This window comes from Halomonas faecis (genome assembly GCF_010993975.1).
GTDB lineage: Bacteria > Pseudomonadota > Gammaproteobacteria > Pseudomonadales > Halomonadaceae > Halomonas > Halomonas faecis.
Genome location: NZ_JAACZO010000011.1, coordinates 601,296 through 628,161, shown reverse-complemented (window position 1 = coordinate 628,161; position 26,866 = coordinate 601,296). Strand labels below are relative to the sequence as shown.

Below are 26,866 nucleotides of genomic sequence, written 5' to 3'. Positions count from 1 at the left end.
AGAACAGCAGCTTCACCTTGTCGCGCTGGCGGTTGCCGAACACGAACACGGCCTCCTCGAAGGGGTTGAGCTCCATGGCCTCTTGAACCAGCAAGGCCAGCCCGTCGATCTGCTTGCGCATGTCGACAGGCTCGCGACAGAGATAGACCCGCAGCCTGGTGTCCGGCCGAATCATCGGATCACCTCCACGGCGACGAAGCGCGCCGGCCGATAACGCAGTGGCACCGGCATCTCCTGCACCACCAGGCGCTGCTCCCACGCCATCAGTGACGCCAGCTGCAGTCCTTGCTCCTCGGCGTACTCGCTCAGCGGCAGTTGCCGAGATGAGGCATGAAACAGATGGCCAAGCCAGAAGGCCTGCGTCGAGGTCAGTTCGTTCATGGTGTCCTCCCGTCTATCAGAGGTCACCAGTGTGATCAGTGGCGATCAACTGCGGTAGATGTGGTTGCTGGAGCGTTTACGTGTCACCGTGGTAGGCCTTCATCAGTGAGAGCATGCGATGCTTGTCGGGCTTGCCGCACAGCCGGTGATACTGCACCGCCATCTTCATGGCGACTTCCATGCCCACCGAGCCGCTGTCGGAGTAAAAGACATGGTTCAGCCCGTCGGGGGTGACTCGCACGAGCTCCCGGGCCAGGCGGTCGGCGGGGTCGTGGGTGAGGCCGCCCAGCATGACGTGGCAGAGCTCGTCGGCCTGCCGCTGTATGGCGTGCACCAGACGCGGATGGCGGTAGCCGTGGATCATGCACCACCAGGAGCAGGTGGCGTCGAGCAGCCATTCGCCGCTCTCGAGATGGAAGTAGGGTCCCTCGCCGCCGACCACTCTGGGCGCCGGCCGCTGGCTCTTGAGGTGGGCATAGGGGGGCCAGATGGGGGAGGGATTCCTCGGTGAAGAGGGATTCCTCGGTGAAGAGGGTACCCTCGGCTGAGAGGAGCTCTGGGCAGGTGAGTTCATCGAAGCCTCCTGGATACTACGGAGCAGGAAAGACAGCACGCGACGCGAGGACGGACGCGCGGCAGCGTCACACGCCGTGGAGGGACGGCGGTGAGTCGAGGGTATTCCAAGGGGGACCGAAAATGGTGCGGATGGGGAGACTTGAACTCCCACGCCCGAAGGCACCAGAACCTAAATCTGGCGTGTCTACCAATTCCACCACATCCGCACGAATAGGCAGGCGACCACATTGTACGGACCCCCCTTGGCAAGTCAATCGGCATCGTGCAGCTCCCCGGGCTATCGCAGTTAGTCAGCACACTCGGCGCACCGCGTCGCGTTCAACTGCGATTGTCGTGGGGCAGCTCCAGGTAAGCGGAAGCGGCCGTGGCCATGCCGTTCGGGTCGCTCCCGGTCAAGCGAGGCACAATGCCCAGACAGGGGGCGTCGAGCGTGCGCGCCAGGGTGGCCAGGTTGTCGTCATGGGTCGCGCGCTCGGCGGCAAAGGCTGGTTCCAGCAGACTGCCGACCCAGCCGGCAAAACGCAGGCCGGAGGCCGCGATCGCATCCGCCGTCAGCCGCGCATGGCTGATGCAGCCCAGCCGCAGGCCCACCACGAGGATCACCGGTAATTGGAGGCGTATGGCCAGCTCGGCCAGGTCCTCGTCATCGTTGAGCGGCACGCGCCAGCCGCCGGCGCCCTCCACCAGGGCCAGGTCGCAATGGCGGGACAGCCCCTCCCGGACCCGGGAAGCCAGCGCGTCGAGGGTGACCGTCTCCCCCGCCTGCCGGGCAGCCAGATGAGGGGCGATGGCCGGTGCGAAGGCATGGGGGTTCACCAGGGCATAGGACACGGACGGGTAGCTCTGGGCCTGCAGAGCCAGTGCATCGGCATTGCGCAGGCCCTCGGGCGTCGTCTCGCAGCCCGAGGCGACGGGCTTGAGGCCCAGGGTGGTGAGCCCGTGGCGCCTTGCCAGGGCGAGCAAGCCGGCGGTGACCAGGGTCTTGCCGGCGTCGGTGTCGGTACCGGTGACGAAGTAGGCGGCCATTCAGCTCTCCAGCTCCAGGGTCAGCAATCGGTAAGTGACCGGCAGCCCCGCAGGCTCGCGCAATGCCTCGTAGCGCTGCCTGGCGCGAGCCAGATCGGCACGCGTCAGGCGGGAGCCGTTTCCGGCGGTTTGGGCGCCGATGCCCTTGATGGAGGCCATCACTCCCGCCAGGTCGGGATAGTGGAAGCGCGGCCGACTGGCCGTGATCGTTACCCGGCGGAAGCCGGCCAGCCGAGCCGCGGCCTGGTGCCGGTCGCGGCTGCGAAAGTCAAGCAGGGTGGCAGGATGCCCGGGGCGTTCCCAGGCATGCGCCACCTCGGACAGGGTGCCGGGGCCCAGGGTATTGATCAGCGCGCGACCGCCGGGCAAGAGGGTACGGTAAAGTTCGGCAAGCACCTCATCCAGGTGGCGGCACCACTGGATGGCCAGGTTGGAGAAGACCAGGTCGAGGCTGGCGTCGGCCAGTGGCATGATGGCGGCATCGGCGCACAGCCAGCTCGTTCGTCCCGTCGAATCCGGGGTGCGGCGGGCCACCTCGAGCATGCCCGACGCCAGATCGAGCCCGACGACGCGGCCGGCTGGATAGCGCTCGGCGAGCCGTGCACTCCAGTGCCCCGGGCCGCAGCCCAGATCGAGGATACGCGTCGCACGCTCCGGCAGGCGCTCCCAGAGTCGCTCGCCCATGACTTGTTGGGCGCCGGCCAGGCGCGAATAGTCGGCGGCGGCTCGCGAGAAGGCGTGGGCCACCCGGCGCGGCCAGTCGGGCGGTGTCGTAAGGTGCGGCTGTGCTGCGCCGTTCATGTCGGGCATGCCTCATGACGAGCCGCACTGCCGTCCGGGAGGCTCTCGCGGGCCATCATTGTCAGGGCGTCGGTCAGCGGCTGTGGTTGCGAGAGCATGGGGCAGTGTCCGGCGGCGTCGAGCCGTCGGTCGGCAGTCTCGATCAGGGGTGGCGCCAGCAGTGGGTCGTCGGTGCCGACAAGGCGGTGGACGGGGCACGAAGCCTCGGCCAGCGGACGAGCGACATCGAGCGTTGCGAGCCACTCGAGGCCGGCGGCGAGACTGGGCGTGTCGGCATGGGGAGCATCGCCGAGCAGGTCGCGCAGCCGCCGATGGGCCACGCGTGGACTCGGCTCGCCGGCGAGCTGCCAGCGCCGGAAGTGGGCCAGGGCGGCCGTCGGGTCGCGGTGAAAGGCACGGTGGAAGGCGGCGAGTTCGCCAGCCGTGATGCCGAGGGGGTGACAGAACCGCGGCCCCATTCCCAACAGAATCACGCCTACGGGGGTGGGCAGGTGGTCGAGGAGCGCACCGGCCAGCAGGCCGCCCAGCGACCAGCCCGCCCAGACGGCGTCTTGCGGCAGGTCGCCGGCCATTGCCTCGGCTAGCGCCGCGATGGAGGTGGGATCGGCGAGAGCTTCGCGACCCGCATAGCCCGGCCAGTCCGGAGTGTGGACTTCCCAGTCTCCCGGCCAGTGGGGCGCCAGCAGCTCCCAGATGCGCGCATCGCAGCCCCAGCCCGCGAGCAGTACCAGTCGTTTCATGGGGTCGTCTCCCGTATAACGGCACCCTCCTTGGCCTGGCAGACGCTCAGCGCGTCAAGCAGGGCGTCCAGGTCGTCGTCGCCGTGGGCGGCGGAGAGGCTGATGCGCAGTCGGGCCTGGCCGCTGGGTACCGTGGGTTCGCGGATGGCCCCCACCGCCAGGCCCCGCTCGGCAAGCCGTTTCGCCCAGGCCATCACCCGGGCGCCGTTACCCAGCATCAATGGCTGGATTGGCGTGTCGCTCTCGCGCAGTGGCAGGCCCAGGCGGCCGGCTTCATGGCGGAATCGGGCGATCCGGGTGTGCAGCCGCTGTCGGCGTTCCGGTTCGGTAGCCAGAATGTCCAGCGCTGCCAGGGTGGCTGCCGCCAGCCCCGGCGATTGGGCCGTGGTGTAGACGTAGGGACGGGCGAACTGGATCAAGTGCTCGATCAGTTCATGGCTACCCGCCACGAAGGCACCGCCGGTGCCCAGCGCCTTGCCCAGGGTGCCGACCAGCACCGGTACCGCCTCGACGCCATGCGCGCGACCCACGCAGCCGCCGCCGGCCTCGCCCATTACGCCCAGGCCGTGGGCATCGTCGATCATGAGCCAGGCGGAGTGATGCTGTGCGGTTTCGGCCAGCCCGGCGATGTCGGCAACGTCGCCGTCCATGCTGAACACCCCGTCACTGACCACCATCCGGGGGGCGTCCTCCGGAGTGCGGTTCAGCAGCCGCTCGAGATCGGCGCGGTCGCGGTGGTGGAAGCGTCGTGACCGCGCTCCGGCCAGGGTGGCGCCGTCGAGCAATGAGGCATGGTTGAGGCGGTCCTGGAAGAGGAGAGTGTGGCGGTCGCAGAGCGCCTGCAGGGTGCCCAGGTTGGCCATGTAGCCGGTGGCGAAGAGTAGCGCCCGCGGGCGGCCGACGAGTTCGGCCAGGCGTGTCTCGAGCGTTTCGTGGACGGCGAGGTGGCCATTGACCAGGTGCGAGGCTCGGGCTCCGGCACCGTAGCGCCGTGCACCGGCCGCCATGGCCTCGGCCAGTCGGGGGTCGTGGGCAAGACCCAGGTAGTCATTGCTGGCGAAGTCCCGCGCCGTTTCGAGGGCGTGGCAGCGGCGTTGGCGCCACAGTCCCGCGGCGCGACGCTCGACTGACCGTTCGGCGAGTCGGGTGTGCCAGTCGTGCGTTGGCGACAGCATGGCGGCTCAGGCCCCGGTAGCATCGTAGGCGAGCTCGGCGGCCCGGTCGGTCGCCTGGCGCTGCATGGCTGCCTCGATCCTTGCCTGGGCGTCGACGTCGTCGGCGCACGTGCTCCGCTCCTCGGGGTGCAGGCCGAGCTTGGCGAACAGCGCTCGGTCGCGTTGTGCCTGGGGATTGCCGGTGGTCAGCAGCTTGTCGCCGTAGAAGATGGAGTTGGCGCCGGCCAGGAAGGCCAGCGCCTGGGTGGACTCGTCCATCTGCTCGCGGCCGGCGGAGAGACGTACGTGGCTTCTCGGCATCAGGATGCGGGCCACGGCGATGGCGCGGATGAATTCGATGGGGTCGAGATCCGGGACGTCCTCCAACGGCGTGCCGGGAACCTTGACCAGCATGTTGATCGGCACCGACTCCGGGTGCGGATCGAGAAGGGCCAGTTGTTGAAGCAGGGCGGCACGGTCGCGGGGGGCTTCGCCCATGCCGAGGATGCCGCCGGCGCACACCTTCATGCCCGCCTCGCGTACGTGGCCCAGGGTCTCCAGGCGGTCGGCATAGGTACGGGTGGTGATGATCTCGCCGTAGTATTCCGGCGAAGTGTCCAGGTTGTGGTTGTAATAGTCGAGCCCGGCCTCGGCCAGGCGGTCGGCCTGGTCGGCGTCGACCATTCCGAGTGTCATGCACGTTTCGAGCCCCAGCGCCTTGACCCGGCGCACCATCTCCAGCACCACGTCGAGGTCGCGCTCGCGTGGGCGCTTCCAGGCGGCGCCCATGCAGAAGCGGCTGGCACCGGCCGCTTGGGCCGCTTCGGCCTGGGCCACCACTTTCTCGATTTCGAGCAGCTTTTCCTTGCCGAGGCCGGTGTTGTAGTGGCCGGACTGGGGGCAATACTTGCAGTCTTCGGGGCAGGCGCCGGTCTTGATCGAGAGCAGAGTGGAAACCTGGACGGCGTTGGGATCGAAGTGGCTGCGATGCACCTGCTGGGCACGGAAGAGCAGGTCGTTGAAGGGCAGGGCGAAGAGAGCCTGGATCTCGTCGAGAGACCAGTCGTGGCGCGTGGTGGTATGGGTTGCCAGACTCGCATCGGCGGCGACGGCGTGGGAAGCTGAAGACATGATGGGCTCGCTTGAGGTCAACATGAATGGGAGTTCCAAGTTGACGGACAGGGTAAGGGGTCGGCAGGACTTGTCAACCCGGTTGTTTGACAGGGTTGACGAGGCGTTGCGACATGCCTTGCCCGGGCGCTGCGCCTTCTGCCTGGGAGCGACCGATGGCGAGGCACCCTGGTGTGCGAGCTGCTTTGCCGAGTTGCCATGGAACTTGCCGGCTTGCCCGTGCTGCGGAGAGCCGCAGTACGGCCCAGTGGGGCGAGTGTGCGGTGCCTGCCTGCGTCAGCCGCCGGCCTTCGATCGCACCCATGCCGCGCTGCGTTACGCCGACGTGGTACCGGGGCTGGTGCAGCGTTTCAAGTTCCATGCTTCGCCGCGAGCGGGGGCGGTGTTGCTGGCACTGCTGGAAAGCGGGTTGTCGGAAGCGGATCGAGCCTGGCCCGAAGCCGTGGTGCCGGTGCCGCTGCATCCGCGGCGCGCCAGGCAGCGAGGTTTCGACCAGGCCGAATGGCTGGCTCGGCGTCTGGCACGCCGATTGGGATGCCCGCTGGGGCACGCGGTGCGGGTGCGCGATACCCGAAGCCAGCGCGGCCTGGACCGTGCGGAACGTCGCCGCAACCTCAATGAGGCGTTCCGAGTCCGTGGGGCGTTGCCGTGTCGCGTGGTGCTGGTCGACGATGTGATGACCACCGGAGGAACCCTGGATGCTTTGGCTCGGGCCTGCCGGCAGGCCGGGGCCGAGGCCGTCGAGGTCTGGGTCTTTGCTCGCACCCCGTTGGACCATGACTGACCCAGGCGGATACAGCGGGTCGCTTCCCTGATAGCATGGCAACGCCGATCTTACGGGAGTGCCTCATGCAAGCCTCGTCTCATCCCTTCGCCGAGCTGTCCCCCGCCCGTGTGGTCGATGCCATGGAGTCGTTGGGGTTCTGGCTGCCCGGTGAACCCTTCGCTCTGAATAGTTACGAGAATCGTGTCTTTCTGGTGCATGACGACGAGCGGCGGCGCTGGGTGGTCAAGTTCTATCGCCCTGACCGCTGGAGCGATGCCGAGATCCGCGAGGAGCATGCCTTCTTGCAGGAGCTCGTGGCATTGGGCGTGGCCGTGGCAGCGCCCTGGCAGGATGCCAGTGGTGAGAGCCTGCATCGGGTCGAAGGTTTTCGCCTGGCAGTGTTTCCGCAGTTGCCTGGGCAGGCCCCTGAGTTGGAGAACCCGGCGCACCTCTTCGCGCTGGGGGAGCTGATCGGCGCCGTGCACGCAGTCGGCGAGCGCAGTCGCTTTCGAGCGCGGGGCAGCCTCTCGCTCGTGCCCATGGCCCGACAGGCCAGTGAAGCGGTGCTGCAGAGCCCCTGGCTCGATCGCCATCAGCGGCGTGCCTATGCACGGGTCAGCGAGGCACTGCTGAGCGACCTGACCCCCCATGCCTGGGCCGACGAGCGAGCGATCCGTGTCCATGGCGACTGCCACCTGGGCAATATCCTGGGGCGGGATGAGGACTTTGCCCTGGTCGACTTCGACGATTGTCTGATGGCCCCGGCCGTGCAGGATTTGTGGATGCTGCTCACTGCTGCGCATGAGGCGGAGTGGCAGATGCAGCTATCGGAGGTGATGGAGGGCTACGAGCAGCATCGCGATTTCGATCGCAGCGAGCTCAGGCTCATCGAGCCGTTGCGGACCCTGAGATTGATGCGCCACAGCGCGTGGCTGGTAGCTCGTTGGGACGACCCCGCTTTTCCGCCGGCCTTTCCCTGGCTCGCGGACTCCGGCTACTGGGACGGTCACATCCGTCTGCTGGAGCAGCAGCGTCAGGTGCTGCAGCGTAAGCCACGCTGGCTGGCGTGAGCATCAGTTGGGTGAGCGCCAGCCAGGTGACGGCTACCCCGCGTTCAGTCGGGGGCGGGAGCGTCGCTGGGGATGGGGTTGGCGACGCCCTCACCATTGGCCTGACGGCGTTGCGCGTTGATCTCCGCCGAGGGATTGGGTTGCTCTTCCAGACTGAGCTCCTCGGCTAGCTGCAGCACGAAAGGGGTATCCGCAGCCAGCTCACAGCGCCCCGCGTCGCAGTTAGCCAGTACGCCGTAGCTGCCGTCGTCTTCGTAAGCGGCGGCGGAGATCTCACCGCTATATATTTCACTGTCGCTGGCTTGGGCTTCGATACAGGTCAGCGCATGGGTGGTAATGCGGATTCGATCGCCATCGAGGCGGGCATTGCCCACCAGGACGCAATGCTCGGGCAGCGTGTGGCTAGCCGCAGCGTGGTCGCCGGCCGGGTGCAGGAGGATATCGTTGCGATCCCTTTCTGCGTCATCCAGAGTGAGGTTGTCGACCACGGTGACGGCGACCCGTGCATCGGCGGGAAGGGTCAGGCTATCGGCCAGGGCGGCTGTCGGCAGAATCAGTAGGCCCAGGCCTACGGCGGTCAATATTGCGTTCGGGGTCTTGATCATCGCAGGATCTCATTGCAGCGAACGGCGCTCGGCGCCATGGAACATGCCATTCATTTTATCATAGCGGCCGTAGGCGAGGCAGCGGGCGCATCGTCGCAGGGCGAGTGGATGATGGCGTTGCAGGTCGGCGATCGGGCCCGGCTTGGGCTAGAATGGGGCTCCAAGCACGCTTTCATTGTACAAGCTATGTTTTCTGTATATTATTTGTACATATTTGGGTCGGGCTGCTATGGCCGCGACCGGCAAACGCTCGCTACTGGCACAGGGCCTGATCATGACAGAAGAACTCGCCAATCATTATCGCCGGATCATCCAGGGTCTGGGTGAGGATCCCGATCGGGAAGGGCTGCGCGACACTCCCAGGCGGGCTGCCAAGGCCATGCAGTTCCTCAATCGCGGTTATACTCAGCGTCTCGAGGAGATCATCAACGGGGCCGTCTTTGCCTCCGAGACCGACGAGATGGTCCTGGTCAAGGATATCGAGCTCTACTCGATGTGCGAGCACCATCTGTTGCCATTCATCGGTAAGTGCCATATCGCCTATCTGCCCAATGGCAAGGTGCTGGGACTTTCCAAGTTCGCCCGCATCGTCGACATGTATGCCCGACGCATGCAGATCCAGGAAAACCTCACCCGGCAGATCGCCGAAGCGGTACAGCAGGTGACCGAGGCGCGAGGCGTGGCCGTCGTGATCGAGGCACGCCATCTTTGCATGATGATGCGCGGAGTGGAGAAGCAGAATTCCAGCATGACGTCATCGGTGATGCTGGGCGCTTTCCGCGAGAATCAGCCGACGCGTCAGGAGTTCCTCACTTTGGTCAACGGTCGCTGACGCGGTGTCGCGCTACGCTGACGACCTTTCGACAGGCCCCGACTCGCCAATCAGGGAGACCACCATGGCGCTGCATGCCCTCGATGACCAGCACCTCGATCACGACCTCGCCACGATTCGCATCAAGAACCTCAGGCTGCGGACCTATATCGGCATCAAGGAAGACGAGATCAACAACCGCCAGGATGTGGTGATCAATGCGGTGATCCGTTACCGGGCTGATCAGGCGGTCGCCTTCAACCACATCGAGCAAGCGCTGAACTATCGCACCATCACCAAGGCGCTGATCGCCCATGTCGAGGACAACCGGTTCCTGTTGCTGGAGCGCATGACCCGGGAGGTGCTCGACCTGATCATGTCCTACGAACCCGTGCTCACGGCGCAGGTGGAAATCGACAAGCCCCATGCGCTGCGCTTCGCCGACTCGGTATCGATCACGCTGTCGGCGAGCCGTGAACCGCGCCGAGCACGGTGATTGGCTTGGTGCCGCGGGGTCTTTGCGCTTAGCATGGTAGGCAAATCGTCAACGAGGCCGACCACGGCCAGGAGACCCCATGGAAGCCCTCAAGGAAACGCAGCTCTACTGCCCCTTCGCCTATATCGACGGCAGCTGGGTGGCCGCCGACAGCGGCGAGCAGATCGACGTCGTCAACCCGGCCACCGGTGAGTCGTTCGGCAACGTGCCACGACTGGGGCGTGCCGAAACCGAGCGCGCCATTGCCGCCGCCGATACGGCCCTGCCGGCATGGAAGGCCCTTACCGCCCTCGAGCGTGCCGACATTCTCATGAAATGGCACGACCTGATGTTCGAGCATCAGGACGACCTGGCCATGATCATGACCTTTGAACAGGGCAAGCCGCTCAAGGAAGCGGCAGGCGAGATTGCCTATGCCGCGAGCTTTTTGCGCTGGTTCGCCGAGGAGGCGCGGCGCATCTACGGTGAAACCGTACCGGCGGCCAAGCCCAATCAGCGCATCGTCGTCACCAAGCAGCCGGTGGGCGTGGTGGGTGCCATCACTCCGTGGAATTTCCCGGCGGCGATGATCACCCGCAAGGCAGGGGCTGCACTGGCTGCGGGCTGCACCTTCGTGGTCAAACCGGCCAGTCAGACCCCGTTTTCGGCCACGGCCCTGGCGATGCTGGCCGAGCGGGCTGGCGTACCGCGTGGCGTCTTCAACGTGGTGCCCGGACGCGCCAGCGAGATTGCCGCAGCGCTCACCGAGTCTTCGCTGGTACGCAAGATCACCTTCACCGGTTCCACCGAGGTGGGGCGCGAACTGATGGCCAACGCGGCCCAGCATATCCAGAAGATATCGCTCGAACTGGGCGGCAATGCCCCTTTCCTGGTCTTCGAGGACGCCGATCTGGATGCCGCGGTAGAGGGTGCCATGGCTGCCAAGTTTCGCAATGCCGGCCAGACCTGCGTCTGCACCAACCGTTTCCTGGTGCAGTCCAGCGTGGTCAATGCGTTTTGCGAGAAGTTGGCCGTCGCCATGAACAGCGAGCTGAAGGTGGGGGACGGGACCCAGCCGGACATCAATATCGGGCCGCTGATCGACGAGCGGGCCGTGGCCAAGGTCAGCGAACATGTTCACGATGCCGTCGACCACGGTGCCGAGCTGTTGCTGGGCGGTCACCCGCACCCACTGGGTGGCAACTTCTTTACGCCGACGCTGATCAGCTTCGCCAACCAAGACATGAAGGTGGCCCAGGAAGAGACGTTCGGACCACTGGCGGCCGTCTTTCCGTTCGAAGACGAAGCCGATGCCGTCAAAATGGCCAATGACACTCAGTATGGTCTGGCTGCCTACTTCTACTCCCGCGACCTGGGGCGCGTGTGGCGCGTTGCCGACGCTTTGGAATACGGCATGGTGGGCATCAACACCGGGTTGATCTCCAACGCCGCCGCGCCTTTCGGCGGGGTCAAGGCGTCTGGCCTCGGCCGTGAGGGTGGTCACCAGGGCCTGGATGAATTCCTCGAGACCAAGTATCTGTGCATCGATCTGGGCTGACCGGGCTTCGCCCGGAGCTTGAAGCTTGAAGCTTGAAGAGCGGCACTTCGTGCCTGGAAGCTGGAAGAAAAAACCTTGACACCTGATTGGGTGACGACAGGCTGCCTTCCAGCTCGCCGTAGGCGTCAGTGCCTAAAATGGCGCATGCCAGTGAACACCATGGCGATCCCCGCTTCGTTGGCGGCGTCGATCACTTCCTGATCGCGCATCGAGCCGCCGGGCTGGATCACCGCGGCGATACCGGCAGCGGCAGCGGCGTCGATGCCGTCGCGGAAGGGAAAGAAGGCGTCGGAGGCCATCACCGAGCCGGGAACCGGAAGCTCTTCGTCGGCCGCCTTGATGCCGGCGATCTTCGCCGAATAGACGCGACTCATCTGGCCGGCACCCACGCCGATGGTCTGGCCGTTCTTGGCATAGACGATGGCGTTGGACTTGACGTACTTGGCGACCTTCCAGGCGAAGGCGAGGTCGCGCAGTTCCTGTTCGGTGGGCACGCGCTCGCTGACCACGGTGAGTTCATTGCGGCCGACCATGCCCAGGTCGCGGTCCTGCACTAGCAGGCCGCCGGTGACGCGCTTGAAATCATGCGCGTGCTCACGCTCGCCGGGCCAGTGTTCGCCGACGTCGAGCAGACGTACGTTGGGTTTCTCGGCGACGATGGTGCGGGCTTCTTCTTCGACGCCGGGGGCGATGATCACCTCGACGAACTGGCGGTCGATGATGGCGCGTGCGGTATCGGCGTCCAGCGGTACGTTGAAGGCGATGATGCCGCCGAAGGCGCTGGTGGGGTCGGTGGCGAAGGCCTTGTCGTAGGCCTCTCGGGGAGTGGCGCCCATGGCCACTCCGCAGGGATTGGCATGCTTGACGATCACGCAGGCGGTGTCGGTGAACGCCTTGACGCACTCGAAGGCCGCATCGGTGTCGGCCACGTTGTTGAAGGAGAGCGCCTTGCCCTGCCGCTGGGTGGCGGTGGCCACGCTGGCTTCCTGCGCGTCGGCCTCGACGTAGAAAGCTGCGTTCTGATGCGGGTTCTCGCCGTAGCGCATCGACTGCTTCTTTACGAACTGCAGGTTGTAGGTGCGTGGGAAGCCGTCTTCGCCACCCGGCACCCGCTGGCCGAGATAGTCGGCGATGGCGGCATCATAGCCGGCAGTGTGTTCGAAAGCCTTCACTGCCAGGTCGAAGCGGGTGGCGTCACTCACCGTGCCGCCCTGGGCGGCGATCTCGCCCAGTACCCGGGCGTAGTCGCCGGCATCCACCACGACGGTAGTGTGAGCGTGGTTCTTGGCGCAGGCGCGTATCATGGTCGGGCCGCCGATGTCGATGTTCTCGATGGCGTCCTCCAAGGTGCAGTCCGGTTTTGCCACGGTCTGGGCGAAGGGGTACAGGTTGACCACCACCATGTCGATGGGCGCGATGGCGTGCTCGGCCATCACCGCGTCGTCCTGGCCACGGCGCCCCAGGATGCCGCCATGGATCGTCGGGTGCAGGGTCTTCACTCTGCCGTCCATGATCTCGGGAAAGCCAGTGTGCTCGGAAACCTCGGTGGCGGCGATGCCATTCTCCTGAAGCAGGCGGAAGGTGCCGCCGGTGGAGAGCAGTTCGACGCCGCGCTCGCTGAGGCCACGGGCGAAATCGACGATGCCAGTCTTGTCTGAGACGCTGAGCAGCGCGCGTCGGAGCGGCTGGGGACGGTGAGTGTCGGACATGGTGCAACTCTTGATGGTGGACGAAAAGCGGATGGCGAGAAGGGGCGTTCCCGCTCAGATCAGATCATGCTGCTTGAGCTTCTTGCGCAGGGTGCCGCGGTTGAGGCCGAGAATCTCGGCGGCACGGGTCTGGTTGCCCTGGGCGTGGTCCATCACGGTGGCCAGCAGCGGTGCCTCCACCTCGGCCATCACCATGGCATAGAGGTCCGTGACGGTGCCGCCATCCAGGTGAGCGAAGTAACGTCGCATGGCAGCGTCCACGGCCTCTCGCAGCGGTCGTTCGACCACGGGGGCGGTGGGCTCGCCCGAGGGCGGGGAAGCGCTGCTGGGCACGGAGAGTTCAGTGGGCGGCTGCTCGCTCTCCGCCGCGGTGGAAAAGGAAGACTGGGTGGGTTGCTGATTCATGCGGCACTGGTTCCATGCGTTGTCCGCGGTGCGACGAGTCGAGCTGGCGACGTCGCCCCTGGGCGAAAAAGTTCGTCGATGAAGCGGTGTTGTGCGTCCGGCTGCTCCAGCGCGTTGAAGTCCATCCTCAGGGCGCGCCGCTCCTGAGCATCGAAGCGGGTGTCCGAGGCCAGATACCAGCCGAGATGCTTGCGGGCGATGCGCAGTCCCATGTAATCGCCATAGAAGCGGTGCAGCTCGGTCAGGTGTTCCCGCAGAACCGCAGCGCGCTCGGCGGCACTCGGCGGCGGTAGCCGCTGGCCATGGCGCAAGTAGTGGTCGATCTCCCGGAATATCCAGGGATTGCCCTGAGCGGCGCGGCCGACCATTACGGCATTCGCACCAGTATAGTCGAGAACGGCGGCGGCTTTCTCCGGCGAGTCGATATCGCCGTTGGCGAAGACGGGAATGGCAACCGATTGCTTGATCGCGGCGATGGTGTCGTACTCGGCGGTGCCCGCGTATCGCTGCTGTCGGTGGCGGCCATGCACGGCAAGCGCTTGGATGCCGGCGGCCTCGGCTAGGCGGGCGATGCGTACGCCGTTGTTGCTTTCGGCACACCATCCGGTGCGAATCTTGAGAGTCACCGGTACGTCCACTGCAGCGACCACGGCCTCGAGGATCTCTGCCACGAGCGATTCGTCACGCAGCAATGCCGATCCCGCTGCTTTGTTGCACACCTTCTTCGCCGGACAGCCCATGTTGATGTCGATGATCTCGGCGCCCATTCGAGCGTTGAAGAGGGCCGCCTCTGCCAGCATGGCGGCATCGCCGCCGGCGATTTGTACGCTACGAGGGCCGGGCTCGCCGCGGTGGTCCATGCGTAGGCGCGACTTGCGGGTATGCCATAGGGCGGGGTCGGAGGTGACCATCTCGCCGACTACCAACCCTGCGCCCAACTGGCGGCACAGCGTCCGGAAGGGCTGGTCGGTGACACCGGCCATGGGGGCGAGGATCACCCGGTTGGCCAGGCGGTGGTGGCCGATCTGTGGCAAGGAGCGACTGTCTGGCATGGTCGAGCCTGATGGTATGCGGGGGGCATATCATACGCCCCCGTCCGGCGATGGTGAAGGTGCGCTGCTGATCCAGGGGGGCGGTGAGAGCCACTGCGTCCCGTTTCGTCCTGCCTCCGGTGCTGGGTAATGGCGCTTTCCCTGCCAGCCGTTCAGGGAGTGCGTCGGCCGGTGAGGCGTATCCAGCCCTCGCGCAGGCATGGATCGTCCATGACCAGCCCCTGGCCGGCATAGGCATCGAGCACGTTGCGAGCCTGGTTCTCGAGGATGCCGGAGAGCGCCAGGCGACCTCCCGGCGCGACATGAGCGGCGATGACCGGGGCTAGCTCGATCAGCGGTCCGGCGAGAATGTTGGCTGTGACGATGGGAAAGCGGCGCTCGGTTTCGAACTGCTCGGGGTAGCAGAGGGAAAACCGGGAGGCGTCGATACCGTTGCGTTCGGCGTTGTCGCGACTGGCGGCGAGTGCCTGGGGGTCGATGTCGGTACCGGTGGCGTGGGATGCACCGAGTTTCAGTGCGGCGATGGCCAGGATGCCCGAGCCGGTGCCCACGTCGAGCACCTTCTTCCCTTCCAGTTCGCCGCTCACGGCCAGGGTGTCGAGCCAGGCGAGGCACAGCGCCGTGGTCGGGTGAGTGCCGGTGCCGAAGGCCAGTCCCGGGTCGAGATGCAAGTTGACGGCATCGGGTTCCGGTGGCGTGTGCCAGCTCGGCACGATCCACAGCCGCTCGCCCATGCGCAGTGGCTGAAAACCGTCCATCCACTCGCGTTCCCAGTCGCGATCGGCAACCAGTTCATGTTCGATTGTCGGGCAGGGCTCGCCAGGCAGCGCTTCGGCCCAGGCGGCGGCGAGACGCTCGAGCATGCCCTCCAGGCCCTCCAGGTCGTCGTAGAGCCCGGTGAGGACGGTCTCGTCCCATAGTGGGGTGGTGCCCCGCTCGGGCTCGAATACCGGGGCGTCGTGGGCGTCCTGCAGGGTGATGGCGGTGGCGCCTTCGGCGAGCAGCAGCTCTTCGAGCAGTTCCGCCTGTTCGGGGGCGACGCGGGCCTTGAGTTGCAGCCAGGGCATGAGGCCTCCGGGGATGTCGGGAACGCCAGCGGGGTGGCCACGGCCGCCCGCTGGCGTTAGTGGAGGGACGGCTCACTCGCCGAGCTTCTTCTCCAGATAGTGGATGTTGACGCCGCCCTGCTGGAAGTAGCCGTCACGCACCAGGTCCTTGTGCAGGTCGATGTTGGTCTTGATGCCTTCGACCAGCAGTTCATCCAGTGCGTTGCGCATGCGCACCAGGGCATTCTCGCGGCTCGCCCCCCAGGTGATCAGCTTGCCGATCAGCGAGTCGTAGTGGGGTGGCACGGTGTAGCCGGTGTAGAGGTGGGAGTCCATGCGCACGCCCAGTCCACCCGGCGGGTGGTAGAGGGTTACCTTGCCCGGAGAGGGCATGAAGGTGCGCGGATCCTCTGCATTGATGCGGCACTCGAAGGCATGACCGTTGACTTCGACATCGGATTGCGAAATCGACAGCGGCATGCCGGAGGCGATACGCAACTGTTCGCGGACGATGTCCACGCCGGTGACCATCTCGGTGACGGGATGCTCCACCTGCACGCGGGTGTTCATCTCGATGAAGAAGAACTGGCCATCTTCATAGAGAAATTCGAAGGTGCCGGCGCCGCGGTAGCCGATGGTGATGCAGGCCTGACGGCAGGCTTCGAGCACGTCGGCGCGGGCTGCCTCGTCGATGCCTGGGGCCGGTGCCTCCTCCAGCACCTTCTGGTGACGGCGCTGCAGCGAACAGTCGCGATCATAGAGATGGATGGCATTGCCCTGGCCGTCGGCGATCACCTGTACCTCGACGTGGCGTGGCCGTTCCAGGAACTTCTCCATGTAGACGGTACCGTCGCCGAAGGACGAGTGGGCTTCGGTGCGTGTTACGGTGACTGCGGAGAGAAGGTGGGCCTCGGTGTGCACCACGCGCATGCCGCGCCCGCCGCCGCCGGCGGCGGCCTTGATGATCACCGGATAGCCGATGCGCCGCGCCGTGGCGATGATGTCGCCCTCGTCGTCGCCCAGCGGGCCGTCGGAGCCGGGCACCGTGGGCACGCCGGCCTTCTTCATGGCCTCGATGGCGCTGACCTTGTCGCCCATCAGGCGAATCGTCTCGGCCTGGGGGCCGATGAACACGAAGCCTGAGCGCTCCACCTGCTCGGCGAAGTTGGCGTTCTCGGAAAGAAAGCCGTAGCCGGGGTGGATGGCGCTGGAGTCGGTGACCTCAGCGGCGCTAATCAGCGAGGGAATGTTGAGGTAGGACTGGGCCGACGATGCCGGCCCGATGCATACGGCTTCGTCGGCGAGACGCACGTGCATCAGTTCTCGGTCGGCCTTGGAGTGCACCGCGACCGTCTTGATGCCCAGTTCCTTGCAGGCGCGCAGAATGCGCAGGGCGATCTCGCCGCGGTTGGCGATGAGTACCTTGTCCAGCATGATGGATCCGCCCGTGTCAGATGGGTATCAGGAAATGATGAGCAGCGGCTGGTCGAACTCGACCGGTTCGCCATCCTCGGCCAGGACCGCCTCGATCACGCCGTCGCGGTCGGCCTCGATCTGGTTCATCATCTTCATCGCCTCGACGATGCACACCGTCTCACCCTTCTTGACGCTCTGGCCCACTTCCACGAAAGGCTTGGAGCCGGGCGCCGGGCTGCGATAGAAGGTGCCGACCATGGGCGAGTTGAGGGCATGGCCTTGGGGTTCGGCCGGTGCGGCGGGTTCGGGCTCGGCTGCCGGAGCGGTACCGGGAGCGGCTGCCGGCGGGGCAGCCGCCGGTTGTGGCATGGTGGGCTGCGGCCAGCTCACGCCGTTGGGGTGGCGGCTGATGCGTACCGACTCCTCGCCTTCCTGAATCTCGATTTCACTGATATTGGATTCTTCGAGTAACTCGATCAGTTTCTTGACCTTGCGAATATCCATGAGTCTGTCTCGATCGGTGGGTAGTTGGCGGCGGCCCCGGGCGCTGTCAACCCGCGCCGTGTTTCGATAGATCGCGGCAAGATGGCATATTTTGCCTGCTCTATCGCCCGTGATAGGTGTTGTCGGCGGAGTTTGCCTAAAATTCCAGGTGATGTCCAGCTGGCTTCGAACGCTGTTCGTCCCCATGCGGGAGGGCTGCCATGACTCGCTATCCGCTTTGCCGCGAAGGCATCATTCGCAGTACTTCATCGAGATGACGGGCTAGCTCTGCGGCATCCACTTCGCCCTGTATGCGCGCTGCGGTCAGCTCCTTGCCGTCGGCGAAGAACAGCAGGCTGGGTGGGCCGAACAGATCGAAGCGGTCGAGCAGGGCGCGGCTGACGTCATCGCTGCGCGTGACGTCGAGATTGATGCGGCTGAACGCGGTGAGCGGCTCGGCAACGCGGGGATCGGGGTAGACCTTGCGTTCGAGCTGCTTGCACGAGATGCACCAGTCGGCAGTCACGTGCACGAAAGCGGGCAACCCCTGGCTGCTGGCCTGCTGGAGGGCCCGTTCCAGTTCTTCCTGAGTCTCCACGGTGGCGACGGCCTGGGCTTCTGCCGATGAGCCCGTGCCGGATGCGGTGAGTGGGGCCAGCGGACGCAGCGGATTCTGGGCGCCGCTCGCCGCGCCGATCACCAGAGCTACCCCCCAGGCCAGCAGCAGGAGTCCGGCCGCCTGTCGCACCCGCGGCCATCCTTGGGCCTGATTGACGGTCAGTGCTCCCAGCGCCAACGCGCTACCGATGGCCAGGGCAGCCCACAGCAACAGTGCGACCGGTGCCGGCACCAGGCGCTCGATGAGCCAGATGGCCACGCCCAGCAGCAGAATGCCGAAGGCGACCTTGACGCCGTTCATCCAGGCACCGCTACGCGGCAACGCCGTCGTGCCGAAGGTGCCGACGAGCAGCAGCGGTATGCCCATTCCCAGCCCCAGGGCTAGCAGGGCGGCGCCACCCATGAGGGCATCGCCAGTGGTGGAGATGAACACCAGGGCACCGGCCAGGGGAGCCGAGACGCAGGGCGAGACCACCAGTACCGAGAGCGCACCGGCCAGTGCCAGACCGCCCGGACCGCTGCGCTGCGCGCGTGCCTGCCAGCGCTCGACACGACCGGCCAGGCGCGGCGAGAGGCGCAGCTCGAAGGCGCCGAACATGGCCAGGGCGAACAGTGCGAAGAGCACGGCGAAGGTGATGAGCACCGGTGCCGACTGCAGCCGGGCCTGGAGATTGAGGCCGGCGCCGAACACTCCCATCAGCACGCCGACTGCCGCGTAGGTGGCGGCCATCCCGCCCACGTAGCTTGCCGAGAGGATGAAGGCACGCGGTCGGCTGGGATTCTGGCCGACGATGATCGACGACAGGATCGGCACCATGGGCAGCACGCAAGGCGTGAAGGTGAGCCCGAGGCCGGCCAGGAAAAAGAGCCCGAGTGCCAGTGGTAGGCTCGCCTCACGCATCAGGCCGCTGAAGCGGCCGTCCCCGCTCTGGGCGGTGAAAGCACTGCTGTCGGTCTCCGGCGATCTGGCTTGAGGCTGGCCATCGTCGCCGTCACGCCAGCCGACGAAGGCCGCCGGCATGTCGCCCTGGGGGGCCTCGAGGTCGACGGTCTCCGGCGGATAACAGAGGCCGGCATCGGCGCAGCCCTGGAAGCTGACGCGCACGTCCAGCGGGCCGGCGTGGCCGCTCTCGATGGGGGCCTCGAAGACGACGTGTTCGTAGAAGACGTAGACCTCGCCGAGAAACTCGTCGTCCTTGAACTCGCCCGGCGGGATCGAGGCTTCGCCCAGCTTTACGTCGGCATGGCGACTTTCCACGTCGAGCCGATGGCGATAGAGGTAGTAGCCCGCGGCGTTTTCGAAGCCGATGTAGAGCCTCTCGCCGTCATGCCAGACGCTTGGCTGGAAAGCTTCCATGACCGGCAGGAACGCCTCTTCATCGGCGGAGGAGAACCACTGGGCATGGGCGAACGAGGGGCCGAGCAGCAGAAGCAGCGCGACGAGCCAGCGAAGCGAACGTGGGACGATCAACGCAAGGATCCTTTTGTCGAGCGAAGGCGGCGCCATTGTGACCCGGTCCGGCACAGTGAGTTCCGGCCGGTTGCGCCAGGACCGTGCTAGGATAACGCAAGTCGTCATCCGTGTTGATCGACGTCCCGGAAGGGGGGTGCGCCGAATTGTCGCGCCGCTGAATTCCGGTATCGCGCCACTCAGACAGGGAGTCCTCGTCATGGCCTTGAAACCGCGCAAAGCCGACCGCCCTCGCAGCCGGGCGGATAGGCTCGAACGCCCCGAGTACGCTTGGATCTGGAAGCCTCTCGTCGTGCTGGCCGGTATCTATCTGGTCGCGGTCGTGGTGTTGGGCATGTGGTGGAGTCGCGCTCCGGCGCCCTTCGACGTGGAGCGGGCCACGGCCATTCAGCGTGACGCCGTCGCCGACGGTACGGCCGAAGCCGCTACCGCGCCAGCGCAGCGTGGGGCCGTTACCTTGGCGACGTTGATGACATTGGTCGATACCCTGCTCGACAAGCCGGGCGGCTATCTTCGCAATGACGTGGCCCCACCCGGCGCATGGCTCGACAACATGCCGGCCTGGGAGTACGGCGTGCTGTTGCAGGCACGGGAACTGGCCGCTGCATTACCGGCCATGTTCGACGAGGAGACCGCCGAGCTGGACGAGGTGCAAGCCACGCTTCGGCACGATAGCCGCGACTGGCTCTATCCCGGTACCGAGAAGAGGCTCGCACAGGCCCGCGATGCCCTGGGCGAGCGGCTGGCCGCTTTGACCCAGCCGGGAACGGGCTTCGCTGCCGATGGTGAAGGGCTGGCGCAATGGCTCGATCGGGTGGCCGCACGGCTCGATACGCAGAGCCAGAGCCTGTCGGCGAGCGTCGCCGATGACGAGATAGTGAGCCAGTTGGACGTGGAGGCCGCCCCCGACGAGACGCCCTGGTATCGCGTCGATGACGTCTTCCATGAGGCACGTGGCACCGGCTGGGCATTGGGGCAACTGATGGAAGGGGTACAGCGCGATCATGCCGACGTGATCGACGCTGCGGGCGCTACCCAGCGCTGGGAGCGACTGCGGGTGGTGCTCGAGCGTACCCAGCGTCGCTTGTGGAGCCCCGTGGTGCTGAACGGCTCCGGCTTCGGCTTCTTTGCCAATCACTCCTTGGTGATGGCCAATCACCTGCTCCAGGCTCGCGATCTGGCCCGTTCGCTGGCCGACGACCTAGAACGGCAGCGTCGAGAAGCGGATGTCTCGGGGGAGGAGGAAAGGGATCCGGCGTCCACTTCCGGTGCTGAGGTTTCCGAGCCGGAGGGTGAGGCGAGCGTCTCCGGCGAGGACGAAATGGACGAGAGTTGACCGCCAAGCGAACGGGCCACCCGCAGGTGGCCCGTTCTTCGTTCAGTGGTCAACTAAGTCCAGCGGTCAACTCTGTCGCGACGTCGTTCAAGCCTTTTCGTAGGCGGCCACGGACTTCTCGATCGCCTTGCGGGCCGCTTCGGCCCCTTCCCAGGATTCCACCTTCACCCACTTGCCCTTTTCGAGATCCTTGTAGTTCTCGAAGAAGTGGGCGATCTGCTGGCGCAGTAGCTCGGGCAGGTCGGTCACTTCCTGTACCTCGTCGTAGAGGGTGGACAGCTTGGCATGGGGTACGCAGACCAGCTTGGCGTCTTCCCCGGCTTCGTCGGTCATGTTGAGGATGCCGACCGGACGAGCGCGGATGATGCTGCCGGGCTGAACCGGATAGGGCGTCACCACCAGGGCATCCAGTGGGTCGCCGTCGTCGGCCAGGGTATGGGGAATGAAGCCGTAGTTGGCCGGGTAGAACATCGGCGTGGCCATGAAGCGGTCGACCAGTAAGGCTCCCATGTCCTTGTCGATCTCGTACTTGATCGGCGAGTGGTTGGCGGGGATCTCGATGGCAACGTAGACATCGTTGGGGAGATCCTTGCCGGCAGGGATGTTGTCGAAGTTCATCATCGCTTCCTTGGTTGGCGGAAATGCGGGTTGGCCGAGAAATGCTGCAAATTATACGGAGCCGCTAGGGTGATTACCAATGCGACATAGGTGCGGTTCGGGTGGCTTGGGCTTTGGTTGACAGGCCCGGTTTCCGACAAGCGTGTATGATGGCCGGTGCGGGCGGGGTGCCGTCGACCCCGTTCCAACGAGGGACCACCGGCCATCAGGAGCGCGACTTGTCATCGACCCAGCTGTCATTGAGCATTGGACAGGCCTTCGTGGCCCCGGATCGGCGTCATCATCGTAGCTCCATGTCGGTTCGCCTTCCCGACGAGGTGGGGCTGTTGACGGCAAAGGGGGGCTGCGCCGTGATCAGCGACACCAGCTCGCGCAATGCCATCGCCAAGCAGGCCGGCGACTTGAGCGTGCGAGGCTTTCTCGCCGATTACTTCTCCACCCCGGATCACTGGGACGTCAAGACCTCCGCTACCCGGGTGCTGCGAGCCCTCAATGCGTGGTGCTACAGCCAGAGCCACTTCGTCGAGAATGGCAGTTTCGTGGCCGCGCTCTCGGCCATGGTCTACCGTGGCCAGGAGGCCCATCTGTTCCACATGGGAGACACGCTGGTGTTCCGTCTGCGTGGCGCCGAGTTCGAGCAGCTCAGCCGCGATCATGTCTCCGATCTGGGCGGCTACCGCTATCCGTCGCGCGCCTTGGGCCTCGACGGCAGCATCGATATCGACTATCTCCGCCTGCCGCTCAAGCAAGGCGACATCTTTCTGTTCACCACCCAGGCGGTGCGGGGCACGCTGATGCCCTCGGACTACGTGCAGCTGATTCGCATGGATGCCAGCGATCTGGATGCCGCCTGCGAGCGCATGGCGCAGGCGGCACGCGAACGCGCCCAGTCGCGAGGCTACGGTGCCGACCAGTTCTGCTTCCAATTGGTGCGTGTCGATGCGCTGCCCGAGCAGCAAGAGGATCATCCCGGCAAGATCTACGGCGATCTGCCGATTCCTCCCGAGCTCACCGTGGGTGAGCGCCTCGAGGGCCTGGAAGTACAGGAGGTGCTGTCGCGCACCGCCCAGTCGCGGGTCTACCGGGTTCGCGATGTGCGCACCGAGCGCGAAATGGTCATGAAGGCGCCGAGCCCCGAGCTTTCCAACCGTAATGCGTATCTGGAGCATTTCCTGCTGCAGCAGTGGGTCGTCGAGCGAGTCAAGTCGCCCTTCGTGGTACGCGTCATGGAGCCTTCCCGGCCACGCCGCTACCTCTATTATCTGATGGCCTACGTCGAAGGAGAGACGCTAACCGAGTGGGCTCGGCGCCATCCCCAGGCGAGCCTGTCCCAGCGCCTGGACATCGCCCTGCAGTTGGGCAAGGCGACGCAGGCGCTTCACCACCGCGACCTTCTGCATCAGCGCATCCATCCCGACAACGTGTTGATCGACGCCCATGGGCAAGTGGTGCTCACCGACTTCAGCGCTTGCCATATGCGCGACCTGGAGGGGCATCGTCGCTCCCGCGAGCTGGCACGGCAGGTGGGGCTCAACGAACACAGTGCTCCGGAATATGCCCTCGACGACAGCGTGGGGCGGCGCAGCGATCAGTATTCGCTGGCCTCGACCATCTACTGGTTGCTCACCGGCGAGCTTCCCTATGCCCGGGTGCCCAGCCAGTTGCGCAGTCATACCGATCTGGAACAGCTCGCCTATCGCAGCGCGCGCACCGTGAATCCGGAGGTCTCGGCGGCGCTCGACGATACCCTGCGCCGGGCGCTCGACCCGCAGCGCTCGCTGCGCTTTCGCCGCATGTCGGAGCTGCTCTACGCACTGCGTCACCATGACGACCGGCCCGGCGCGTCGCAACGCCAGCGACGCCGGTGGGTGGGCGATCCGGCCAGCTTCTGGCAGGGGGTCGCCGGCCTCTTGCTGCTGTTGCTGGTGCTGTCCTGGCTGCTGCGCTGACCACGAGCCACGAGCCACGAGCCACGAGCCACGAGCCACGAGCCACGAGCTTCGGGTTTCGAGGGGCGAGTTAGACTATTGCCCGCAGCCCGCAGCCCGCAGCCCGCAGCCCGCAGCCCGCAGCCCGCAGCCCGCAGCCCGCAGCCCGCAGCCCGCAGCCCGCAGCCCGCAGCCCGCAGCCCGCAGCCCGCAGCCCGCCGCTCAGATCGTGAACTCGGGCAGCTTGCGCTCGACGCGGTGCTTGGCGAGCTTGGCGACCTTGGGCAGGCCGTTCTCGAACGGGGGGTATTCCTCGCCCTGGATCAGCGGAGCCAGGTAGGTGCGGCACGCCTCCGTGATGCCGAAGCCGTCCGCGCGGATGAAGTCGCGTGGCATGAATTTCTCGCGATTGGCGATTTCGGCGAGCGGAGCCGCCTCAATACGCCACTCATAGGGGGTGTCGTTGAGGCGTCGAATGGTCGGCATCATGGCGTTCTTGCCCTCGAGAGCCAGCTCCACGGCCTTTTCGCCCACCGCATAGGACTGTTCCACGTCGGTTCTCGAGGCGAGGTGACGGGCGGCGCGTTGCAGGTAGTCGGCCACCGCCCAGTGATACTTGTAGCCTAGATCCTGCTTGACCATGCCGGCGAGGGTGGGGGCCACCCCGCCCAGCTGGCGGTGGCCGAAGGCGTCGGTGTTGCCGGAGTCGGCCAGGAAGGTGCCGTCCTCGTAGCGGGCCCCCTCGGAGACCACGATCACGCAGTAGCCGTAGCGCTTGACCGCTTCGTCGACCCGAGCCATCACCGCCTCGCGGTCGAAGTGCACCTCGGGGAAGATCACCAGGTGCGGCGGTTCGCTCTCGCCCCGACCGGCGAGAGCCCCGGCGGCGGCGATCCAGCCGGCGTGGCGGCCCATTACCTCGAGCACGAACACCTTGGTGGAGGTGGCGCACATGGAGGCGATGTCCAGCGAGGCTTCCAGCGTGGAAGTGGCGATGTACTTGGCAACGCTACCGAAGCCCGGCGAGTTGTCGGTGATCGGCAGGTCGTTGTCCACGGTCTTGGGGACGTGGATGGCGGTAAGCGGGTAGCCCAGCTTCTCGGAGAGCTGGGAAACCTTGAGACAAGTGTCGGCGCTGTCGCCGCCGCCGTTGTAGAAGAAGTAGCGGATGTCGTGAGCCTTGAAGACTTCGATCAGCCGCTCGTATTGGGCTCGGTGAGTCTCGATGTCCTTGAGCTTGTAGCGGCACGATCCGAAGGCACCGCCCGGCGTGTGGCGCAGGGCAGCGACGGTCTCGGCGGACTCCCGGCTGACGTCGATCAGATCTTCGGTGAGGGCGCCGATGATGCCGTTGTGGCCGGCATAGACTTTGCCGATGCGGTCGGGGTGACGCTGACAGGCCTCGATCACGCCACAGGCGCTGGCATTGATCACGGCGGTGACACCACCGGACTGGGCATAGAAGGCATTATGCGGGGCCATGGGGCTGCATGCTCCTGGATCGTGGGCGGGGTTGGCAATCGGGCGAAGAATTCTAGCGCAAAGCGCCTGAGGCTGCATCCGCTGGAGGGCCCCCGGCCAGCGTGCTAGTCTGCCGCTTCACTGATAGCGGGCCGCGGCCGGCCCGCCAGACTGGCGAGGAGTCGACGTCGGCATGCACCTGCACATTCTCGGAATCTGCGGCACCTTCATGGGCAGCCTGGCGCTGTTGGCACGTGAAGCCGGCTTCACCGTCAGCGGCTCGGACGCTGGCGTCTATCCGCCGATGAGCACCCAGCTCGTCGAGGCGGGTATCGGCCTGTGCGACGGCTATGCGGCGGCCAATCTCGAACCGCATCCAGACTTGGTGGTGATCGGCAATGCCCTGTCGCGCGGCAACCCCGAGGTGGAAGCGGTGCTCGACGCCGGGCTGCCTTACGTCTCCGGCCCGCAGTGGCTCGCCGAGCGAGTGCTGCCCGGTCGGCGAGTCATTGCCGTAGCGGGCACCCACGGCAAGACCACCACGGCGAGTCTGGTCGCTTGGCTGTTGGAATCTGCAGGGCTCTCGCCGGGCTTTCTGATCGGTGGGGTGCCGCGCAACTTCGGCGTTTCGGCGCGCCTCGGGGCAGCGGATGCCCCCTTCGTGGTGGAGGCCGACGAGTACGATACCGCTTTCTTCGACAAGCGCTCCAAGTTCGTCCACTACCGCCCCGAGATCGCCGTACTGGGCAATCTGGAGTTCGATCACGCCGACATCTTCGACGACCTAGCCGCCATCGAACGGCAGTTCCATCACCTGGTGCGTACCGTGCCAGGCAAGGGGCTGCTGCTGGTGGCCGATGGCGAGCCGGCGCTGGACAGGGTGCTGACAATGGGGTGCTGGACGCCGGTGGAGCGTTTCGGTAGCGAATCGTCGAGCCCTTGGCGCCTCGAACTCGAACGTGACGATGCTTCGCGCTTTCGGGTCGTTCACCAGACGGCCGAGGTCGACGAGGACGCCGTCGTCGACTGGTCGCTCACCGGCACTTACAACGCCTGCAATGCTCTGGCCGCCCTGGCTGCGGCCCACGCCTGCGGCGTCGACCTCGCGCGCGGCGCGGCGGCTCTCGCCCGTTTCGAGACGCCGCGTCGACGCCAGGAGGTGCGCGGCGAGGTGGCTGGCATCCAGGTCATCGACGACTTCGCCCACCATCCCACGGCGATCGCCGCCACCCTCGAAGGGTTGCGGGCCGCCACCCCGCGCGGGCGGCTGCTGGCGGTGATCGAGCCGCGTTCCAACACCATGCGGCTGGGTACGCTGCGCGACCGCCTGGCGGCCAGCGTGGCGGCCGCCGACGCCGCCTGGTGGTACCAGCCGGAAGGGCTCGACTGGTCGCTGGAATCGGTACTCGAAGCGGGTGCGGTACCGGGGCGGCTTGCCACTACCCTGGACGACCTGGTGGCGATGGTGGTGGCCGAGGCACGACCTCTCGACCGTGTCGTGGTGATGTCCAACGGCGGGTTTGGCGGCATCCACGAGAAGCTGCTCGCCGCCCTGGAGGTGGCGCATGGGCGTTGATTTCCAGCGACCAATCACGGTGGCGCTGACCGGTGCTTCCGGTGCCCAGTACGGTCTGCGTCTCATCGATGCCCTGGTGGCCGCCGACCATGAGGTGTGGGTGATGATCTCCAAGGCCGCCCACCTGGTCATCGAGACCGAGACGACAGCGGAATTGCCGGCGCGCCCGGCACGCCTGGCCGAGGCGCTCGCGCAGCGCAGCGGCGCGCGCCACGGACAGGTCCGTTGCTTCGGTCGCGAGGAGTGGATGGCGCCGGTGGCGTCCGGTTCCGGGGCGTCGTCGTCGATGGTGATCTGCCCGTGCTCCACCGGCACCCTCTCGGCAGTGGCGACGGGAGCCAGCAATAACCTGATCGAGCGCGCCGCCGATGTGGCGCTCAAGGAGCGGCGCCAATTGATCCTGGTGCCGCGCGAGACGCCGCTGTCGGCCATCCATCTCGAGCACATGCTCAGCCTGTCCCGGCTGGGGGCGGTCATCCTGCCTGCCGCACCGGGTTTCTATCACCAGCCGCGCTCGGTGGACGATCTGGTCGACTTCATCGTCGCTCGCATTCTCAACCAGCTCGGCATCCCTCACCGGCTGATGCCGCGTTGGGGCGAGTAGGCGGGTGGCTCGTTGCCATCATGCCGGTGTCATGCGGCGATGGTATGCT

General features: G+C 66.0%; 26 protein-coding genes, 1 tRNA gene and 1 pseudogene. 9 read left to right on the top strand and 19 right to left on the bottom strand.

Features of this window, described 5'->3' with window-relative positions:
* The 9 genes and pseudogenes from tnpB to bioB all read right to left on the bottom strand — a co-directional run.
* Positions 1-175: IS66 family insertion sequence element accessory protein TnpB (tnpB, locus tag GFD32_RS20115; protein WP_205599065.1), on the bottom strand; the 175-nt coding region annotated here is incomplete at its 3' end.
* A complete protein-coding gene (locus GFD32_RS08250) occupies positions 172-381 on the bottom strand; it encodes a hypothetical protein (protein WP_163576054.1) in 210 nt (69 codons plus the stop codon). The genes GFD32_RS08250 and tnpB, both read right to left, overlap by 4 nt.
* A 79-nt stretch (positions 382-460) precedes the next feature.
* Positions 461-955, bottom strand: a pseudogene (locus tag GFD32_RS08245) (aminotransferase class III-fold pyridoxal phosphate-dependent enzyme); the annotation flags it as partial.
* A 123-nt stretch (positions 956-1,078) separates the two neighbouring features.
* Positions 1,079-1,163: transfer RNA gene (locus GFD32_RS08240), tRNA-Leu, on the bottom strand.
* A gap of 112 nt (positions 1,164-1,275) precedes the next feature.
* Complete coding sequence (bioD, locus tag GFD32_RS08235; protein WP_163576053.1) at positions 1,276-1,983, bottom strand: dethiobiotin synthase; 708 nt, start codon at positions 1,981-1,983, stop codon at positions 1,276-1,278.
* The gene (gene bioC, locus GFD32_RS08230; RefSeq protein ID WP_163576052.1) at positions 1,984-2,784 is read right to left on the bottom strand and encodes a malonyl-ACP O-methyltransferase BioC; all 801 of its coding nucleotides are present in this window, start codon (positions 2,782-2,784) and stop codon (positions 1,984-1,986) included.
* Entirely contained in the window at positions 2,781-3,524 is a 744-nt protein-coding gene (locus GFD32_RS08225) for an alpha/beta fold hydrolase (RefSeq protein WP_163576051.1), read from the bottom strand. The genes bioC and GFD32_RS08225 overlap by 4 nt, the downstream gene beginning before the upstream one ends.
* Positions 3,521-4,699 carry an 8-amino-7-oxononanoate synthase gene (gene bioF, locus GFD32_RS08220; RefSeq protein WP_163576050.1) on the bottom strand — a complete coding sequence of 393 codons (1,179 nt, stop codon included), beginning with the start codon at positions 4,697-4,699 and terminating at the stop codon, positions 3,521-3,523. Before bioF ends, GFD32_RS08225 begins: the two co-directional genes overlap by 4 nt.
* A gap of 6 nt (positions 4,700-4,705) precedes the next feature.
* Positions 4,706-5,809 (bottom strand): biotin synthase BioB, encoded by a 1,104-nt coding sequence (bioB, locus tag GFD32_RS08215; protein ID WP_163576049.1) that lies wholly within the window; start codon positions 5,807-5,809, stop codon positions 4,706-4,708.
* 82 nt (positions 5,810-5,891) lie between these two features.
* Between bioB and GFD32_RS08210 the strand changes: the two genes are divergently transcribed.
* Positions 5,892-6,593, top strand: a complete 702-nt coding sequence (locus tag GFD32_RS08210) for a ComF family protein (RefSeq protein ID WP_240455576.1) — start codon at positions 5,892-5,894, stop codon at positions 6,591-6,593.
* 65 nt (positions 6,594-6,658) lie between these two features.
* Positions 6,659-7,645, top strand: a complete 987-nt coding sequence (locus GFD32_RS08205; protein WP_163576048.1) for a serine/threonine protein kinase — start codon at positions 6,659-6,661, stop codon at positions 7,643-7,645.
* Between the two features lie 44 nt (positions 7,646-7,689).
* Here the strand turns inward: GFD32_RS08205 and GFD32_RS08200 are convergent, their stop codons facing one another.
* Positions 7,690-8,250, bottom strand: coding sequence for a hypothetical protein (locus GFD32_RS08200; protein WP_163576047.1), 561 nt, complete (start codon positions 8,248-8,250; stop codon positions 7,690-7,692).
* Between the two features lie 274 nt (positions 8,251-8,524).
* Here GFD32_RS08200 and folE point away from each other — a divergent pair, with 274 nt between their 5' ends.
* From folE to GFD32_RS08185, 3 genes are all read left to right on the top strand, one after another.
* Positions 8,525-9,082 carry a GTP cyclohydrolase I FolE gene (gene folE, locus GFD32_RS08195; RefSeq protein WP_163576046.1) on the top strand — a complete coding sequence of 186 codons (558 nt, stop codon included), beginning with the start codon at positions 8,525-8,527 and terminating at the stop codon, positions 9,080-9,082.
* A 64-nt stretch (positions 9,083-9,146) separates the two neighbouring features.
* Positions 9,147-9,557 carry a dihydroneopterin triphosphate 2'-epimerase gene (folX, locus tag GFD32_RS08190; protein WP_163576045.1) on the top strand — a complete coding sequence of 137 codons (411 nt, stop codon included), beginning with the start codon at positions 9,147-9,149 and terminating at the stop codon, positions 9,555-9,557.
* A 79-nt stretch (positions 9,558-9,636) separates the two neighbouring features.
* The gene (locus GFD32_RS08185) at positions 9,637-11,094 is read left to right on the top strand and encodes an NAD-dependent succinate-semialdehyde dehydrogenase (protein ID WP_163576044.1); all 1,458 of its coding nucleotides are present in this window, start codon (positions 9,637-9,639) and stop codon (positions 11,092-11,094) included.
* Positions 11,095-11,219: 125 nt separating this feature from the next.
* Here the strand turns inward: GFD32_RS08185 and purH are convergent, their stop codons facing one another.
* The 7 genes from purH to dsbD form a co-directional block, all read right to left on the bottom strand.
* Complete coding sequence (gene purH / locus GFD32_RS08180; RefSeq protein WP_163576043.1) at positions 11,220-12,803, bottom strand: bifunctional phosphoribosylaminoimidazolecarboxamide formyltransferase/IMP cyclohydrolase; 1,584 nt, start codon at positions 12,801-12,803, stop codon at positions 11,220-11,222.
* Between the two features lie 54 nt (positions 12,804-12,857).
* Complete coding sequence (fis, locus tag GFD32_RS08175) at positions 12,858-13,208, bottom strand: DNA-binding transcriptional regulator Fis (protein WP_163576042.1); 351 nt, start codon at positions 13,206-13,208, stop codon at positions 12,858-12,860.
* On the bottom strand, positions 13,205-14,260 hold the full coding sequence (gene dusB, locus GFD32_RS08170) for a tRNA dihydrouridine synthase DusB (RefSeq protein ID WP_163576041.1): 1,056 nt from the start codon (positions 14,258-14,260) through the stop codon (positions 13,205-13,207). Before dusB ends, fis begins: the two co-directional genes overlap by 4 nt.
* A 152-nt stretch (positions 14,261-14,412) precedes the next feature.
* Positions 14,413-15,327, bottom strand: coding sequence for a 50S ribosomal protein L11 methyltransferase (gene prmA / locus GFD32_RS08165; protein ID WP_163576040.1), 915 nt, complete (start codon positions 15,325-15,327; stop codon positions 14,413-14,415).
* Positions 15,328-15,399: 72 nt separating this feature from the next.
* Entirely contained in the window at positions 15,400-16,740 is a 1,341-nt protein-coding gene (gene accC, locus GFD32_RS08160; RefSeq protein ID WP_163576039.1) for an acetyl-CoA carboxylase biotin carboxylase subunit, read from the bottom strand.
* Between the two features lie 27 nt (positions 16,741-16,767).
* A complete protein-coding gene (gene accB, locus GFD32_RS08155) occupies positions 16,768-17,226 on the bottom strand; it encodes an acetyl-CoA carboxylase biotin carboxyl carrier protein (RefSeq protein WP_163576038.1) in 459 nt (152 codons plus the stop codon).
* A gap of 208 nt (positions 17,227-17,434) precedes the next feature.
* On the bottom strand, positions 17,435-19,294 hold the full coding sequence (dsbD, locus tag GFD32_RS08150; RefSeq protein WP_407081074.1) for a protein-disulfide reductase DsbD: 1,860 nt from the start codon (positions 19,292-19,294) through the stop codon (positions 17,435-17,437).
* A 199-nt stretch (positions 19,295-19,493) separates the two neighbouring features.
* Here dsbD and GFD32_RS08145 point away from each other — a divergent pair, with 199 nt between their 5' ends.
* Positions 19,494-20,630 carry a DUF2333 family protein gene (locus GFD32_RS08145; protein ID WP_163576036.1) on the top strand — a complete coding sequence of 379 codons (1,137 nt, stop codon included), beginning with the start codon at positions 19,494-19,496 and terminating at the stop codon, positions 20,628-20,630.
* Positions 20,631-20,717: 87 nt separating this feature from the next.
* Here GFD32_RS08145 and ppa read toward each other — a convergent pair whose 3' ends face one another.
* Positions 20,718-21,248 carry an inorganic diphosphatase gene (ppa, locus tag GFD32_RS08140; protein WP_163576035.1) on the bottom strand — a complete coding sequence of 177 codons (531 nt, stop codon included), beginning with the start codon at positions 21,246-21,248 and terminating at the stop codon, positions 20,718-20,720.
* 218 nt (positions 21,249-21,466) lie between these two features.
* Here ppa and GFD32_RS08135 point away from each other — a divergent pair, with 218 nt between their 5' ends.
* Positions 21,467-23,197 (top strand): bifunctional protein-serine/threonine kinase/phosphatase, encoded by a 1,731-nt coding sequence (locus GFD32_RS08135; RefSeq protein WP_163576034.1) that lies wholly within the window; start codon positions 21,467-21,469, stop codon positions 23,195-23,197.
* A 201-nt stretch (positions 23,198-23,398) separates the two neighbouring features.
* On the opposite strand, the gene GFD32_RS08130 is transcribed toward GFD32_RS08135, so the two are convergent.
* Positions 23,399-24,658 (bottom strand): 6-phosphofructokinase, encoded by a 1,260-nt coding sequence (locus GFD32_RS08130; RefSeq protein WP_163576033.1) that lies wholly within the window; start codon positions 24,656-24,658, stop codon positions 23,399-23,401.
* Between the two features lie 172 nt (positions 24,659-24,830).
* Here GFD32_RS08130 and mpl point away from each other — a divergent pair, with 172 nt between their 5' ends.
* Positions 24,831-26,213, top strand: coding sequence for a UDP-N-acetylmuramate:L-alanyl-gamma-D-glutamyl-meso-diaminopimelate ligase (mpl, locus tag GFD32_RS08125; protein WP_163576032.1), 1,383 nt, complete (start codon positions 24,831-24,833; stop codon positions 26,211-26,213).
* Entirely contained in the window at positions 26,203-26,817 is a 615-nt protein-coding gene (locus GFD32_RS08120) for a flavin prenyltransferase UbiX (protein WP_163576031.1), read from the top strand. The genes mpl and GFD32_RS08120 overlap by 11 nt, the downstream gene beginning before the upstream one ends.
* Positions 26,818-26,866 lie beyond the last annotated feature (49 nt).